Origin of the sequence: Belnapia sp. F-4-1 (assembly GCF_000802185.1) — a bacterium.
GTDB lineage: Bacteria > Pseudomonadota > Alphaproteobacteria > Acetobacterales > Acetobacteraceae > Belnapia.
In genome coordinates, this window is sequence record NZ_KN676113.1 from 2,070,598 (window position 1) to 2,086,009 (window position 15,412).

Genomic DNA, 15,412 nt, shown 5'->3' on the forward strand with positions numbered 1-15,412 from the left:
TTGGCCCGCCGACAAGCCGGGAGCGACAGGCATGGCGGACGGGATCAGGCAGGCGGCGGAGAAGGTGGCAGCGGCGCCCTTCGTCATTCCAGGGGCACGGGGCGAGTTCCGCATCCAGGTGCTGAACGAGGATGCGGAGCGGGGCGTGGTGACGAGCATCGTCCACATCCCGCCGGGCGGCTTCATCCCGGCGCATTCGCATACCAAGGGCTCGGAGATGCACTACGTGCTCAGCGGCGAGCTGATCGACGGCGGGCAGCGGCTGGGGCCGGGGGGCTTCCTCACCCATCCGGCCGGGCAGATCCATGGGCCGCACGAGAGCGAGAGCGGCGCGCAGGTGCTGACCGTGCAACAGTGGCAGTCGCAGAACGGGGAATTCGACTTCCAGCCGGCCTGAACCCTCCCCGCTTGACCCTGGGCGGCGGCGGCGCCCAGACTTTCGCGCGAAACGTCGGCGGAAGGAATGCGCTGTCATGCTGCCCTTGCAAGGGGTGACGGTGGTCGAGCTCGGGCAGAACCTGGCCGGCCCCTATGCGAGCGAGATCCTCGGCCTGCTCGGCGCCCGGGTGGTGAAGATCGAGCGGCCGGAGGGCGACGATGCACGCGGCTGGGGGCCGCCCTTCCATGCCGGGACGGCGACCACCTTCCATGCGGTCAACCGCAACAAGCGCAGCATCGCGCTCGACCTGAAGGACAGGGCGGCCGTTGAATGGCTGCGCGGCTTCCTCAAAGGGGCCGACATCTTCATCCAGAACATGCGTCCCGGCTCGCTGGAAGCGATGGGACTCGGGGCGGAGGCGGTGCGGGCGCTGAATCCCCGCCTGATCTACTGCTCGCTCCATGCCTTCGGCGCCGCCGGGCCGCTGGCGCTGAAGCCTGGCTACGAACCGATCGTGCAGGCCTTCGCCGGCATGTTCAGCGTGAACGGCAGCGCGGAGGCACAGCCGGCGCGGGTCGGGATGCAGGTGCTCGACCTCGGCACCGGGGTCTGGGCGGCGCTCGGCTGCCTCGCCGCCCTGCAGCGGCGGCACCTGACGGGGGAGGGGGCGACGGTCGATACCTCGCTCTTCGAGACCGGGCTCGGCTGGATGGGGCAGCATTTCGCCGGCTTCTTCGAGACCGGGCGGCAGCCGCCGCGGCACCGCAGCGGCAACCCGAAGCTGATCGTCTTCCAGGCCTTCGACACGGCCGATGGCGAGATCGTCGTCGCCGCGGCGAATGACCGCCTCTTCGCCAAATTCGCCGCCGTGCTCGGTCACCCGGAATGGGGCGCCGACCCGCGCTTCCGCACCAACAAGGACCGCATCGCGCACCGCGAGATCCTGCTGCCGCTGCTGGAGGCGGCGATGCTGGCGCGCGGAAGCGAGGACTGGGCGGCGGCGCTGGAGGCGGCGGGCGTGCCCTGCTCGCCGATCCACGACCTCGCGGCGGTCGCGGCGCATCCGCAGACCGAGGCGCTGGGCATGGTGGTGGCGGCGCCGGAGGCCCCGCGGGGGATCGGCCTGCCGGTCTCCTTCGACCGGGTGAGGCCGCCGGTGGAGCGCGGCGCGCCGGCGCTCGGCGAGGCGAATGCCGAGTACGGCGCGCCGGTGCCGGTCAGGCCTCCGGCAGGCGGCGGATGACCGCCTCGGCGAAGTCCATGGTGGAGGCGCTGCCGCCGAGGTCGCGGGTACGGATGCCGTCGCCGTTGAGGGTGCGGTCCACCGCCGCGCGCAGCCGGGCGGCGAGGGGCTGGCGGCCGACATGCTCCAGCATGAGCCCGGCGGCGAGCAGCATCGCCAGCGGGTTGGCGATGCCCTTGCCGGCGATATCGGGGGCCGAGCCGTGTACCGCCTCGAAGATCGCCGCATCGGCGCCGATATTGGCCCCCGGCGCCATGCCGAGCCCGCCGATCAGCCCCGCCGCCTGATCGGAGAGGATGTCGCCGAAAAGGTTGGTGGTGACGATGACGTCGAAGCGCCAGGGGTCGAGCACCAGCTGCATGGCGCAGGCATCGACGATGCGGTCGTCCCACTCGACCTTCCCGGCGTAGCGCGGCGCCACCTCCTTCGCGGTTTCGAGGAAGATGCCGGTCAGCGCTTTCAGCACATTCGCCTTGTGGACGACCGTCACCTTCTTCCGCCCGTGCTTCACCGCGTAGTCGAAGGCGTATTCCAGGATGCGGCGCGAGCCGGCACGGGTGTTCACGCCGGAGGAGATGGCGACCGCATGCGGGTCGCCCTCGATCGGGATGTAGTGCTCGAAGGCGACGTAGAGCCCCTCGATGTTCTCGCGGACGATGACGAGGTCGATATCCTCGTAGCGGCCGCCGGGCACCATGCTCTTAGCCGGGCGGAGGTTGGCGTAGAGGCCGAATTCCTCGCGCAGGCGGACATTGACCGAGCGGAAGCCTCCCCCCACCGGCGTGGTCAGCGGGCCCTTCAGGGCAAGGCGGGTACGGCGGATGGAATCGAGCGTGACGCCGGGCAGCGGGTCGCCATGCGCCTCGATGCCGGCGAGGCCGCCCTGCTGCACGTCCCAGGCGAAGGGCGCGCCGAGTGCCTCCAGGATGGCGACCACGGCCCTGGTGATCTCCGGCCCGATGCCGTCGCCGGGGATCAGCGTCGCCGGGATGGCGCCTTGTGTATCCTGTCCACCCATCATGGGGCTCCGCTCTGCCTCGGGTTACCGCAACCCGGTCAGGGGCTGCAGCATGAGCCGGCTCCATACCACTTTCGTGGATGCTGGTCGCGGCCCCGGGCGAGGCCGGTCAGGCGGACAAGGTCCCACGCCGCTGCGGCTTGCCGGTTGCCGGCCGGAAAGGCGAAGGTCCGCTGCACGCCGCTGGCGGCGCCGGAAACCCCGGCTTCGTCCCGGCCGTTGGCGACGGCACAGCGTCGGAGTCCGCCATGCCCATCGCAGCCGCCAGCGCCGCCCTCACCAGCCATCTCCGCTCCAGCCTGGAACGCGACGGCGCTCTGCACGGGATGGCGGTCGAGGCGATGACCCTCACCCAGGCGCGGACCAATCCGGGCCATGGCATCGCCCTCATCCTCTGGCGCATCCAGCCGGAGGAGACGCCGGGCGACACCTCGCCGCTGCGCACCGCCTCCAAGGCCGATCCGCCCGAGGGCGCCGGGATGCGGCTGCGCTACCTGCTGGCGGTGCGCGGCCATGACAGCGCGGCGGAGCAGACGATGCTCGGCCATTGCATGCAGGCCCTGGAGCGGAACCCGTTGATCCAAGCCGCCGGCGAGCTGGGCGACATCGAGGCGGAGGCACTGGTGGTCACGCTCGAGCACCTGCCGGACGAAACCTATCTGCGCCTGCTGGAGGCCTGTGGCGACCCGCCGCCGCTGCTGCTTCCCTACATGGTCCACAGCATGCGGTTGCGGCCCAGCATGGGGTGAGGGCGCAAGGAACTCCGCCCGAGGCGACTCGTTTCCACGATCATATTGCACTGCAACATGACTGGCGCAGGATTTCCCATGCCCGAGCCTCGTATGATCGTCATCACCGGCGCCTCCAGCGGCACAGGCCGTGCGACCGCCCCTGCTTTCGCCCCCTCGCGGTAAGCCGCCATGGACATGCACCATCCGAACCTGTCGGCCGAGGCCGCCCCGGCGCCTGCGGACCCGCGGCGCGCCCTGGTCCTCTCGGGGGGCGTCGCCCTCGGCGCATTCGAGGCCGGGGCCTATGCCGCCTACGAGGCGGCGGAGGGCGGGGCGCCGCCCTGGGTGCTCGGTGCCTCGGCCGGGGCGCTGAATGCGGCGATCATCGCCGGCAACGCGCCGGGGCAGCGCGTTGCCGCGTTGCGCCGCTTTTGGGAGCGGGCGGCGACGGAGCCGATGCCGCTTGCCGCCGCGATCTTCGGCCCGCCGCCGGAGGCCGGGCCCTGGCGCCGCGGCTACAACCAGCTGAGCGCGATGCAGACGCTGCTGCTCGGCAATCCGGCGCTGTTCCGCCCGCGGCTGCTGCCGGAACTCGGTCCGGCCGCCTCGCTCTACGAGCTTGGGCCGCTGATGCGGCTCCTGCCGGAATTCATCGACTTCGATCGCCTGAACCGCGGCGAGATGCGCCTCACCATCACCGCGACGGATGTGGAGACGGGCGAGCGCGTGGCCTTCGACACCGCTGCGGGCGCGCGGATCGGGCCGGAGCATCTGGCCGCCTCCTCCGCCCTGCTGCCGCTCTTCACCCCTGTCGAGGTCGAGGGGCGGCTGCTGGCGGATGGCGGCATCTCAACCAACGCGCCGATCGACATCGTGCTGGACGCGCCGGGGACGGGACCGCTGCAGTGCCTGGTCGTGGAGCTCTTCGCCCGGTCGGGGCGGCGGCCTGCCTCGCTCAGCGCGGCGGTGGCGCGGGCGGGGGACCTCGCCTTCGGCAACCAGACGCGGCAGGCGTTGGAGAGTCGCATCCGCGAGTACCGCATGCGGGCGCTGATCGGACGCCTCGCCGCCGAGTTGCCGCCGGAGCGGGAGCGCGAGGCCGAACTGGCCGCGTTGCTGGCCCATGCCGAGGCGACGGTGGTCCTGCTCAACTACCATGCGGCCGAGGACGAGGCGGGGGCGGGCAAGGCTTTCGACTTCTCCCGCGCCACCCTTGCCGACCGCTGGGCGGCAGGGGAGCGCGGCATGCAGGAGGTGCTTGAGCGCCTGCGCCAGCCGGCGGCGGCGGCGGTGCTCGCCCCCGGCCTGCTGCTGCATGAGGTGGAGGCGCGCCCCGCCCGCTAGCAAGCTCTGGTCGGGTGCAGCTACCTGAGCGGGGCAACCTGGCTCGATCAGACAAACAGGCCGGAGCGGCGTCCGTGAGCCAGTGCGAACGGAAACCGCTCCCGTCCCTGACCCAGGATCACGGATCATGGTCCGGCTTGATGTCCGGCCGCATCGTCGGGGTCGCCGGGCGTTTCACGGCGGGCTGGACGAGCCTTGCCGGTCAGCGCCAGTCGCGCCTGCCTGCGGGCGGAAAAGCCGCTCCTGCGCGCGCCGGGCCGAGCTGTAGCACTCGCAGCAGGACGCCTCGAGGCCGGGGCGGTCGGTGATGGTCATCCGCCCGCCGCCATAGCGGATCATCCCGGCCCGCTGCAGGCTGCCGGCGGCGACGGTGACGCCAGCGCGGCGGACGCCGAGCATCATCGACAGGAATTCGTGGGTGATCGGGAAGGTCTCGCCCTCGCTGCGATCGTGCGCCATCAGCAGCCAGCGGGCGAGACGCTGCTCGATATTGTGCCGCCCGTTGCAGGCCGCGGTCCAGGCGATCTGGCTGTGCTGCGTCAGCAGGAAGCGCAACATCAGGTCGCGCAGCGCCGCGCTGGCCTCCAACGCATCGCGGAAATCGGCAGTGGTGAGGCGCCAGGCGGTGCCGGCGCATTGCACCATCACCTCGAATTCAGCGATGTCGTCGCCGAGCGACACCGGCCAGCTGGCCATGCCCTCGACTCCGGCAAGGCCGACCTCGGCGCTGTCGCCGTCATCGAGTGGGGCCAGCACGGAAGCCCAGCCGGTTTCAAAGAAGTACACATGCTCGATGCGCTGTTCGGACACCGCCAGGTTCTGGCGGAGCTCGAGCTCGACCAGCTTCAGCTTCGGGCGAAGCCGCGCGAGATCCTCGGCGGGCAGGGCGGCGAGCAGCCGGTTGCGGGGAGCCGTTTCCGGCGCAGTCGCTAACAATAGAGAGATCCTTGCCGAGCGGGAAAAGCTCAGCCCGGTCAGGGGCGAAGCCGGTCGGGCCGGACTGTTGCGGGAGGGCGCCCTTTCAGCGGCAGGGCCAGGTTGCGGCCTCCTCACGGTCCTCCCTTTTCGGCATGGCGACTATACGCTTCTGGTGGCTGGAAGGAACAGGCGCCGTTTCGTCGATCAACTGCACGGCATCTTGCGCGAGGTGGCCGCTCAGGAGTTCCAGTCCGGAGCGATGCCGGGATCAACCATGCGCCGGTCCTTCGGCAGCGCGGCCAGCGCCGCCTGGTCCTCGGCATCGAGGCGGAGCATCACCGCCTCCATGTTCTCCCGCTGCCGCTCCGGCGAGGCCGCCTTGGGAATGGCCGCCACGCCCTCCATCCCGAGCAGCCAGGCCAGAGCCACCTGTCCGGGCGTCGCGCCATGCTTGCGGGCGATGCGGGCGACCGCCTCGTCCTTCAGCACCTCGCCCTTGGCGACCGGGGTGTAGCTGGTGAGCACCATCCCCTGCTCGCGGCAATAGGCGAGCAGGCGGGACTGGTCGAGATAGACGTGGTGCTCGACCTGGAGGCAGGCGAGCGGGGCGATGCCCAGCTCCACCGCCCGGCGCAGCAGACCGGGGGGGAAGTTCGCCACGCCCACCGCGCGCGCCAGCCCTTCCTCCCGCATCCGGGCGAGAGTGGCGAGCGCATCGGGCAGATCGAGCTGCGGGCTCGGCCAATGGATCAGCAGCAGGTCGACATAGGGCTGGCGCAGACGCTCCAGGCTGGCCTCCGCGGCACGGCGGATCTCGGCGCCCTTTGGCTTGTCGTTCCAGACCTTGGTGGTGAGGTAGAGCTGCTCGCGCGGCAGGCCGGAAGCGGCCAGTGCCGCGCCCACCGCCTCCTCGTTGCCGTACATCTCGGCGGTATCGACATGGCGGTAGCCGAGGCCGAGGGCGGATTCCACGGCTGCCTGACATTCCGGGCCGCGCATCGGCCAGGTCCCGAAGCCGAGCGCCGGCATGCGGGTCAGCGCCGTCTCAAGCAGCGGAATGGTCATGGGCAAGGTCCTTCTCGAAGGGCAGCGGCCGGGTTTCCGGCATGGTGAGCCAGAACAACGCCGCGCTGAGCCCCGCGGTCGCAGCCAGCGCCAGGAAGGCGGCATCATAGCCGTAATGCACCACGACCAGGCCGGAGAGCGCCCCGCTCACCACCCCGCCGAGGCCATGGACGGTGCCGACCGCGCCCTGCGCCGCGGCGAAATGCCCGGTGCCGCGCGTCAGGTCCGCGATGACGACGGGGAAGAGCGCGCCGATCAGTCCGGCGCCGACGCCGTCCAGCAACTGCACGCCGATCAGCCAGGCCGGATGGTCCGAGGCGGTGTAGAGCACGCCGCGCAACGCGAGTGCCAGGAAGGCGACGAGGAGCAGCGGCCGTCTGCCCCAGGCCTCGGCGCGCGCGCCGGCCAGGGCGGCGGTCGGCACCATCACCGTCTGCGCGGCGATGGCGCAGATGGCGGTCAGGGCCACGCCCCAGCCGATGTTCTGCAAGGCGAGCTTCTGCGCCACCAGCGCCAGCATGGAGCCGTTCGCCAGGTGAAAGAGCGCGCCGGTGAGGGCGAAGGCGAGCAGCGGCCGGCTGCCCGCCAGCACCCGCCAGCCTTGCCGCGGCGCGGCGCCCGCGCTCCCTGGCAGCAGGCCGCGGGCCACGGCGTGGTCGATGGAGCGGGCGGGGACGGCGAGCGCCGCCGCGGCGCTGGCGAGGCCCGTCCCGGCCATCACCCAGAACAGCACGGGCGTGCCGAAAAGCGGCGCCATCGCCAGGATCAGCAGGTTCACGGCGCCGTTGCCGGCATGGAACAGCGCCTCGTTGCGGCAGGCGCGACGGGCGAAGGCGCCGGGCCCGACGATGCCGAGCGAAATGGCGGCCAGCGTCGGGGCGATGGAGGCGCCGGCCAGGCCGCCGACGAGGCCCGCCAGGGTGACGGGCCAGAAGTGCGGCGCCAGCGGGATGGCGAGGCAGCAGGCCGTCACCACCAGCACGGCGCCGGCGAGCAGGGCGCGCTTCGCCCTCATGGCATCGACCAGGAGGCCGATCGGCGTCTGCGCCAGCAGCCCGGCGAAGCCGCCGATCGAGAGGGCAAGGCCGATCTCCGCCGCATCCCAATGGTGCTCGGTCAGCAGGTAGACGCCAAGGTAGGCGCCGAGCCCGTAACGGACATCGGAGAGCAGGATGTTGAGGAGATCGAGCGCCCGGGTGGGTTTCACCCGGCCTGCCGCAGTTCGGGATGCACGCGTTCCTCCAGCGCCCACCAACCGGGCGCGTCCAGCAGGGGATGGTCGATGCGGCCATGACGGGCGAGGGCGGCGATGCCCTCGGCCAGCAGGGTCGGGCGCGGGCCGCCGGGCGCGCGGGCGTCGAAGGCGCCTGCCTCGTACCGCCCCTCGCGGCGGGCCAGCAGGCTGCACCAATCGACGGCACCGAACAGCGCCCAGGGCGTTACGGCCTCGAAGGGAGCACCCTCGGCCCGGAGCGTCGCCACCGCCGCCCAGCATCCGGCGAGCCAGCGGAGCTGCTCATCCTCCGTACAGCCGATATGCACCTCGGTGACGGCAAGCGGCAGGCCCGGATAGCGCTGCCAGGCCTCGCGCAACCGCGGCAGCCAACCGGTGCTGCCGGGCGGCATCGGCACCCGCACGGCCTCGGTATCGGCATAGCGGTGGCGGCCGTTGCCGCCATGCGTCCCGGGCGGGTAGAGGCCGAGCCGCTGGTCCAGGAAGCGCTCGCTGGTGATGTAGTAGTTGAGGCCGAGCAGCATCGGCGCCGGGATGCCGGCCGCGAGGTCCTCCAGCAGCGCCTCCGGCACGCCGGCGGCCAGCAGCCTGCCGTGCCAGAAATGGTCGCGTCCGATGCGGCCACAGAGCAGGTCGAGGCTCAGCCAGCGCCGGGCATTCTCGTAGCGCGCCTGGTAGGCGAGCAGCGGCGTGGAGAAGGTGTGGCCGATATCCTCGGTCTGGACGAGCCGCGCGCCGGGGATGGCGGCGCGGATCGCCCGCATCGCCAGCAGCACCCCATGGCATTCATTCGCCAGGATGCGGAGGAAGCTTGCTTCGCCGGTGCCGAAGGGGGACCAGTGGCCGTAGAGGCCGGAGAAGCGCGCCGTGGTCAGCGGTTCGTTGACCGGCGTCCAGTCGGCGACCCAAGGGTAGCGGCGTGCGACGCGGCCGGCGAATTCTGCCAGGAGGACGGGGAAGCGCGGATCGTCGAGCCCGGTGCGGGCCGGCCCGCTGCCGTGATGGACGATGCCGATGATGGGTGCGATGCCGAGCCGGCGCAGCTCGGCCAGTCGCTCGTCGTGCCAGGCCCAGTCGCAATCCAGCGGGCTGTCCGGCGACACCCGCTCCCAGGAGACGGTGTAGCGCAGCTGGCGGATGCCAAGGCCGGCGATGGCCTCCAGATCGGCGATGCGGTCGTGGTGCCCGGTTTCCCGGATCTGGTCGCGCCAGCCGCATGCGGAGCGGAGGACGCTGCACTCAAGGCCCCCCCAAAGCGCCACCGTCATGCGCGGCCGCTCCGTCGTTCCGTCCGTAATTTCGCCATGCCACCATGCTCCCGGTCGATCCTTCCCAATCGCGGTGTGGGAAGACGAAGTTCCTGTCGGTGGGGTAAGGTCTTCACATGGTACGGCGCCGTACACGGTTATGGCGGAATATCATGCTTGCCGATGACCCAGCCGGGTGTAGCCTTCCTCCAATACCGGAGGAAAAAGTCCATGGACGGCACCGTCGCGGGCGCCTCACGCCCAGAGATCAGGCTCACCGTGGCGAAGAAGGAGGAGCAGCCCTTCGTGAAAGGGCGGCGCAAATTCTTCCGCTACCGCGACCTCGGCGTGCAGGCGGCGACGGGGGGCAAGCTCCGCGCCCAGGTGATGGAGGCCATCACCGGCATGACCGAGCCGACCGGCTGGCACACCCATGAGTGCGAGGCGCAGTTCATCTACATCCTGAAGGGCTGGGTGGAACTGGAATTCGAGGACGGCACCCGCACCCGCGCCGAACTGGGCGATGCCATCCTCATTCCCGGCGGCATGAAGCACAACGAGATCGCCACCTCCGACGACGTGGAGATCCTCGAACTCTCCATCCCCGGCGACATGGCGACGCGGGCCTGCGACCCGCCGCAAAGGGACTGACCTCAAGGATTGACCGCCGCGGGGCGGAACGAGCATCCTCGCCGCCAGTCAGGAGGGAGGAGGGCGCCATGGCCGATCTCGACAGCGAGAGCGTCACCCGCGAGGCGCTGGCGCAGATGGCGGCGACGCCCGACCCTCGGCTGCGGGAGATCATGGCGGCGGCGACCCGCCACCTCCACGCCTTCGCGCAGGAGGTGAACCTCAAGCCCGACGAATGGCTGGCCGGCATCGCCTTCCTCACCGCGGTCGGCCAAGCCTGCACGCCCTACCGGCAGGAGTACATCCTGCTCTCCGACGTGCTTGGCCTCTCCCGCCTCGTCAACCTCATGCACGATGCCGAGGGACGCGAGGCGGCGGGGACGGAAACTAGCCTGCTCGGTCCCTTCTTCCGCGAGCAGGCGCCGGAATTTGCGCTCGGCGAGAGCATCGCCGTGCACGACACGGGGGGGACGGAGATCGTCATCTTCGGCCAGGTGACGGATAGCGAGGGCCGGCCGCTGCCGGGCGCCGAGATCGACATCTGGCAGACCAATGCCGCGGGGCTCTACGACCTGCAGGCGGGCGACGCCACGGTGATGGACATGCGCGGCCGCTTCCGCGCCGATGCCGAGGGGCGCTTCCACATGCGCACGGTCAAGCCGATCGGCTACAGCATCCCGATGGACGGGCCGGTCGGCAAGTTTGTCCATCAGCAGAACCGGCATGGGATGCGGCCGGCGCATATCCACATCCTCGTCGCCGCGCCGGGGCACCGTGAGCTGGTGACGGCGCTCTATTTCGGCGACGACCCCAATATCGACAGCGACACCGTCTTCGGCGTCTCCCGCTCGCTGGTGGTGCGGGAGGCGATGGGCCTGCCCGGCGCGCCGCGGGCGGACCTGCCGGCCGTGCAATATGATTTCCGCCTCTCGCGCCTCGGCGCCGGGGATGGCGGCGGGAGGGTAGGCTCTGATCCATCAAGGCTGATGCCAGCGGCGGAATAGCCGCGGCAGGGGTTTCGGGGAGGACAACAACAATGACCAGGATGACGAGGCGGGCGCTCGGCCGGCTTGCGGCCGGGGCGACCGTGCTGGCGGCGGCGCCGGGCCTCTCCTTCGCCCAGGGCTCCAACCCGCTCCGCATCGGCTATTCCATGTCGCTCTCGGGCGGGCTGGCGCCGAACGGCCGCTCCTCCCTCCTCGCGCACAGGATCTGGCAGGAGGATGTGAATGCCCGCGGCGGCATCCTCGGCCGCCCCGTCGAGCTGGTCTATTACGACGACCAGAGCAGCCCGGCGAATGTCCCTGGCCTCTACACGAAGCTGCTCGATGTCGACCGGGTCGACATGGTCACCTCCTCCTATGCGACGGTGATGATCGCGCCCTCCATGCCCGTCGTGATGCAGCGCAACATGTGCTACGTCACGCTGCTCGGGGCCGGGGTGAACGAGGCGTTTAAGTACGACCGCTACTTCAACATGAACGTCACGGGCGACGACATCCGCGCCAATTACGCCAAGGGCTTCCTCGACGTCGCCGCCAGGCTGCCGACGCCGCCGCGAAGCATCGCCATCCTCGCCGTGGACAACGAATTCGCCCAGAAGGCGGCCGAGAGCGCGCGCTACCTGTCGAAGCAGCGCGGGCTGCGCATCGTGTATGACCGCTCCTACCCGCCGACGACGGTCGACTTCACGCCGACCCTGCGCTCCATCCAGTCGGCGCGGCCGGACCTGATCTTCATCGGCTCCTACCCGCCGGATTCCAACGGCATCCTGCGCGCGGCCAGCGAGTTGCGGATCACCGCGCAGATGTTCGGCGGCGGCATGATCGGGCCGCAGATCGCGGCGGTGCAGGCGCAGCTCGGCCCCATCCTGAACAACCTGGTGACCTGGGACATCTACTCGCCGGAGCCGACGATGGACTTTCCCGGCATCCGAGCCTTCCAGGAGAAATACCGGGCGCGCGCCGTGCAGGAGCAGGTGGACGTGCTCGGCAATTACCTGCAGCCCTATGCCTATGCGCAGATGCAGGTGGTGGAGCAGGCGCTGAACCGCGTCGGCAAGCTGGACCAGGCGGCACTGGCCAAGGACATGCACGCCAGCACCTTCAACACCGTCGTCGGCGACATCCGCTTCGGCATCCACGGCGAATGGGCGGAACCGCGCAACCTGCTGGTGCAGTTCCAGGGCATCCGCGACGGCGACCTCGAGAAGTACAAGAAGCCCGGCGCCAAGGTCATCCTCTTCCCGGAGAACCTGAAGTCCGGCGAGCTCCGCATCCCCTACGGCGTCCCGGCCTGACGCCGCCATGGACGGCGACCTCGTCCTGCTGCTGAACGGCATCGTCTCCGGCCTGCTGCTGGGCGGGCTCTATGCCGCGGCAGCGGCGGGGCTCGCCGTGTCCTTCGGCATGCTCGACATCGTCAACATCGCGCATCCGGCGCTGATGGTGGCGGGCGGCTTCCTCGTCGTGCTGATCGGCACCGCGCTCGGGCTCGACCCGCTGCTGGCCGCCCTGCTGCTGGCGGTGCCCTTCTATTTTCTGGGCGTCGCCATCTACACCTTCTACCACCACTTCTTCGAGCGGCGCGGCGACGAGGCGTTGCAGGGTCTCGCCTTCTTCTTCGGCGTGATGTTCATCATCGAGGTCGGGCTGGTGATGGGTTTCGGGCCGGAGCAGCGCTTCCTCGACCCGCCCTATGCCTTCATCACCTGGCGCATCGGCGAGATCGACATCCCGCTGCGCATGCTGGCGCCGGCGCTGCTGGCGATGGCGGCGATCGGGGCGCTGTGGCTGTTCCTACGCCGCAGCTTCACCGGCCTCGCCATCTCCGCCGTCGCCCAGGATGCCGAGGCGCTCCGCCTGATGGCGGTGGACCCGGTGCGGATCAAGCGGCTGGCCTTTGGCCTCTCGGTCGGGCTGGCGGCCATCGCCGGCGGGGCGCTGGTCGTCGTGCAGCCGGTGGAGCCCTCCTCCGGCCAGGTCTTCATCGGCCGCGTCTTTGCCGTCTGCATCATGGGCGGGATGGGGAGCTTGCCGGGCTGCATCCTTGCCGCCTTCCTCTTCGGCGTGGTCGAGAACGTGACGGCGAGCTTCTATGGCCCGTCTTGGTCCCCGGCGGTTGCCTTCGGCTGGCTGCTGCTGGTGCTGGCGGTGCGCCCGCAGGGCCTGTTCGGGAAGCTGGCATGAGCGGCGCCTCGCTGCCCCTCGCCCCGGCTCCGGCGATGGCCGCGAGCGGGCGGCGGCACCTGCCCTTCTGGCTCGGCGCGGTCGGCGTCGCTGTCCTGCTCTTCGTCGCGCTTCGGGCGATCGGCAACGACTACGGCTACTTCGCCGGCTACTTCATCCTGCAATATGTCGTGCTGGCGACGGCCTGGAACATCCTCGGCGGCTATGCGGGCTACGTGAATTTCGGCGCGGCCGGCTTCATGGCGGCAGGCGCCTATACGGCGATCGCGCTGCGCAAGGCGACGGGGCTCGACCTGCTGCCGGGCATTGCGGCGGCGGCCACGGTTGGGGCGCTGCTCGGGTTGGGGACGGGCTACCTAACGCTGCGGCTGCGCGGCGTCTACTTCTCCATCGCCACGCTCTGCCTCGCTGTGGTGCTGCAAACCCTGGTGGTGAACTGGGACTATGTCGGCGGCTCGCGCGGCGCCTATATCGTCCGGCCGAGGGAGGTGGCGCCCTTCACCAGCTACGGCGAGTACCTCTTCCTTGTCATGCTGGTGCTGGCGGTGCTGGCGGTCGGCATCGCCCGCACGGTGGAGGTGACGCGGCTCGGGCGCGGCCTCCAGGCCATCCGCGACAACGAGCGCGCGGCGGAGGCGGTGGGCGTGCCGACCCTGCGGCTCAAGCTGATCGCCACGGCGCTCTGCGGCGCGCTGATGGCGGTCGCCGGCGCGCCGCTGCCCTATTACAGCGGCTACCTCAACCCAGAGGGCGCCTTCAGCCTGGCTTATGCGGTCAACGCCATCGCCATGCCGCTGATCGGCGGGGCAGGCACCTGGGCCGGGCCGGTGATCGGAGCGGTGCTGCTCGGCTCCCTGCAGCAGGCGGCCACGGTGACGATCTCCTCGGCGCTCAACCTCTTCATCGTCGGCTGGATGCTGGTGATCTTCGTCGCGGTGGCGCCGCGCGGCATCCTCGGCTGGTTCCGGCGGCGGCGATGAGCGAGGCCTTGCTCAGGGCCGAGGGCGTCGGCAAGCGCTTCGGCGGCTTCACCGCGTTGCATGCGGTTGATCTCGAATTGCGCGCGGGCGAGCGGCTGGGGCTGATCGGGCCGAACGGCTCCGGCAAGTCCACCTTCGTCAACTGCATCTCGGGCGACTTCGCTGCCCATGACGGGCGGGTGAGCCTCGGCGGCCAGGCGCTCGACGGGCTGAAGCCGCATCGCCGGGCGCGGCTCGGCCTGGCGCGCACCTTCCAGCTGCCGCAGCCCTTCGGCAGCCTCTCCGTGCTGGAGAACGTGCGGGTGCCGGTGCTCTTCGCCGGGCAGGCGGGCTCGGCGACCGCGCGGGCGATGCAGTGCCTGGAGCAGGTCGAGATGGCCGGCAAGGCGGATTGCCTGCCGCGCGAGCTGACCCAGGTGGAGTTGCGCCGGCTGGAGCTGGCGCGCGCCATCGCGCTCGAGCCCAAGCTGCTGATCGCCGACGAGGCGATGGCCGGGCTTTCCAATGCCGAGGTCGACCAGATCCTCGCCCTGCTGTTCCGGCTGAACGCGGCGGGTACGGCGATCATCATGATCGAGCACATCATGCGGGCGGTGACGGCCTTCGCCGAGCGGCTGGTCGTCTTCGTCGCCGGCCGCAAGATCGCCGATGGCACACCGCGCGAGGTGCTGGCCCTGCAGGAGGTGGAGGACGCCTATCTTGGCCGGCAATAGCCTCGAGATCGCCGGCCTCGATGCCGGCTACGGCGCGGTGCGGGTGCTGCAGGGCGTCTCGCTCAGCGTGCCGGCGGGGCAGACGGTGGTGCTGCTCGGCACCAACGGCAACGGCAAGACGACCCTGATGCGCAGCATCATGGGCCAGATCCGCGCGACGGCGGGCCGCATCCGCGCCAGCATCGAGGGGCGGCAAACGGAGCTCGTCGGCCTCTCGCCCGAGCAGGTGGTGGAACTCGGCATCGTGCTGGTGCCGGAGGGGCGGCGGCTCTTCCCCCGGCTCACCGTCGAGCAGAACCTCCGCCTCGGCGCCTACCGGGCGACGGCGCGGGCGGCGATGGGGGAGAACCTCGCCCTCTGCTACGAGCTTTTTCCCCGCCTGGCTGAGCGCCGCGCGCAGCTCGTCGGCAGCATGAGCGGGGGCGAGCAGCAGATGGTGGCGCTCGGGCGGGCGCTGATGTCGGCGCCGCGCATCCTGCTGGTGGACGAGCCTTCGGTCGGCCTCGCGCCGATCCTGGTGGCGCGGACCATGGAGATGATCTCCGAGATGAAGGCGCGGCTCGGCCTCACCGTGCTGATGGCGGAGCAGAATTTCCATCAGGCCGTCCGCATCGCCGACCGCGGCTACGTCATCGTCCACGGCCATATCGCATTCGAAGGCGAGAGCGCCGCGGCGCTGCACGACAACGACCTGGTGCGGCAGGTCTATCTCGGGCTGTAGG

Annotated in this window: 16 protein-coding genes; 11 read left to right on the plus strand and 5 right to left on the minus strand. The window is 70.6% G+C overall.

Annotation, left to right across the window (positions count from 1 at the left end; genetic code table 11):
• Window positions 1–31 precede the first annotated feature (31 nt).
• Together LH62_RS10020 and LH62_RS10025 are read left to right on the plus strand one after the other, a co-directional pair.
• On the plus strand, window positions 32–397 hold the full coding sequence (locus tag LH62_RS10020) for a cupin domain-containing protein (protein WP_043360975.1): 366 nt from the start codon (window positions 32–34) through the stop codon (window positions 395–397).
• 76 nt (window positions 398–473) lie between these two features.
• Window positions 474–1,622, plus strand: a complete 1,149-nt coding sequence (locus tag LH62_RS10025) for a CaiB/BaiF CoA-transferase family protein (protein ID WP_043360979.1) — start codon at window positions 474–476, stop codon at window positions 1,620–1,622.
• On the opposite strand, the gene LH62_RS10030 is transcribed toward LH62_RS10025, so the two are convergent.
• Entirely contained in the window at window positions 1,597–2,643 is a 1,047-nt protein-coding gene (locus LH62_RS10030) for an isocitrate/isopropylmalate dehydrogenase family protein (protein ID WP_052214068.1), read from the minus strand. The genes LH62_RS10025 and LH62_RS10030 overlap by 26 nt on opposite strands.
• Before the next feature lie 245 nt (window positions 2,644–2,888).
• Between LH62_RS10030 and LH62_RS10035 the strand changes: the two genes are divergently transcribed.
• Together LH62_RS10035 and LH62_RS10040 are read left to right on the plus strand one after the other, a co-directional pair.
• Window positions 2,889–3,389 (plus strand): Pvc16 family protein, encoded by a 501-nt coding sequence (locus LH62_RS10035; RefSeq protein ID WP_160299810.1) that lies wholly within the window; start codon window positions 2,889–2,891, stop codon window positions 3,387–3,389.
• Window positions 3,390–3,560: 171 nt separating this feature from the next.
• A complete protein-coding gene (locus tag LH62_RS10040) occupies window positions 3,561–4,715 on the plus strand; it encodes a patatin-like phospholipase family protein (protein ID WP_052214069.1) in 1,155 nt (384 codons plus the stop codon).
• Between the two features lie 174 nt (window positions 4,716–4,889).
• On the opposite strand, the gene LH62_RS10045 is transcribed toward LH62_RS10040, so the two are convergent.
• The 4 genes from LH62_RS10045 to LH62_RS31950 all read right to left on the minus strand — a co-directional run bounded on the left by LH62_RS10045 (window position 4,890) and on the right by LH62_RS31950 (window position 9,200).
• The gene (locus LH62_RS10045; protein WP_082012457.1) at window positions 4,890–5,651 is read right to left on the minus strand and encodes a Crp/Fnr family transcriptional regulator; all 762 of its coding nucleotides are present in this window, start codon (window positions 5,649–5,651) and stop codon (window positions 4,890–4,892) included.
• A 219-nt stretch (window positions 5,652–5,870) separates the two neighbouring features.
• Window positions 5,871–6,698, minus strand: coding sequence for an aldo/keto reductase (locus LH62_RS10050; protein WP_043360986.1), 828 nt, complete (start codon window positions 6,696–6,698; stop codon window positions 5,871–5,873).
• Complete coding sequence (locus tag LH62_RS10055) at window positions 6,679–7,905, minus strand: MFS transporter (RefSeq protein WP_043360988.1); 1,227 nt, start codon at window positions 7,903–7,905, stop codon at window positions 6,679–6,681. The genes LH62_RS10050 and LH62_RS10055 overlap by 20 nt, the downstream gene beginning before the upstream one ends.
• The gene (locus LH62_RS31950; protein WP_052214070.1) at window positions 7,902–9,200 is read right to left on the minus strand and encodes a family 1 glycosylhydrolase; all 1,299 of its coding nucleotides are present in this window, start codon (window positions 9,198–9,200) and stop codon (window positions 7,902–7,904) included. The genes LH62_RS10055 and LH62_RS31950 overlap by 4 nt, the downstream gene beginning before the upstream one ends.
• Before the next feature lie 210 nt (window positions 9,201–9,410).
• Here LH62_RS31950 and LH62_RS10065 point away from each other — a divergent pair, with 210 nt between their 5' ends.
• The 7 genes from LH62_RS10065 (at window position 9,411) to LH62_RS10095 (ending at window position 15,411) form a co-directional block, all read left to right on the plus strand.
• Window positions 9,411–9,830, plus strand: a complete 420-nt coding sequence (locus LH62_RS10065; RefSeq protein ID WP_052214071.1) for a cupin domain-containing protein — start codon at window positions 9,411–9,413, stop codon at window positions 9,828–9,830.
• Between the two features lie 68 nt (window positions 9,831–9,898).
• Window positions 9,899–10,813, plus strand: a complete 915-nt coding sequence (locus LH62_RS10070) for a dioxygenase (protein WP_043360991.1) — start codon at window positions 9,899–9,901, stop codon at window positions 10,811–10,813.
• A gap of 32 nt (window positions 10,814–10,845) precedes the next feature.
• On the plus strand, window positions 10,846–12,108 hold the full coding sequence (locus LH62_RS10075) for an amino acid ABC transporter substrate-binding protein (RefSeq protein WP_043360993.1): 1,263 nt from the start codon (window positions 10,846–10,848) through the stop codon (window positions 12,106–12,108).
• Between the two features lie 7 nt (window positions 12,109–12,115).
• Window positions 12,116–12,997, plus strand: a complete 882-nt coding sequence (locus tag LH62_RS10080) for a branched-chain amino acid ABC transporter permease (RefSeq protein ID WP_043360996.1) — start codon at window positions 12,116–12,118, stop codon at window positions 12,995–12,997.
• Window positions 12,994–13,977, plus strand: coding sequence for a branched-chain amino acid ABC transporter permease (locus LH62_RS10085; RefSeq protein WP_052214073.1), 984 nt, complete (start codon window positions 12,994–12,996; stop codon window positions 13,975–13,977). Before LH62_RS10080 ends, LH62_RS10085 begins: the two co-directional genes overlap by 4 nt.
• The gene (locus LH62_RS10090; protein WP_043360998.1) at window positions 13,974–14,690 is read left to right on the plus strand and encodes an ABC transporter ATP-binding protein; all 717 of its coding nucleotides are present in this window, start codon (window positions 13,974–13,976) and stop codon (window positions 14,688–14,690) included. Before LH62_RS10085 ends, LH62_RS10090 begins: the two co-directional genes overlap by 4 nt.
• Window positions 14,677–15,411 (plus strand): ABC transporter ATP-binding protein, encoded by a 735-nt coding sequence (locus LH62_RS10095; protein WP_043360999.1) that lies wholly within the window; start codon window positions 14,677–14,679, stop codon window positions 15,409–15,411. Before LH62_RS10090 ends, LH62_RS10095 begins: the two co-directional genes overlap by 14 nt.
• The last annotated feature ends 1 nt before the right edge of the window (window position 15,412 follow it).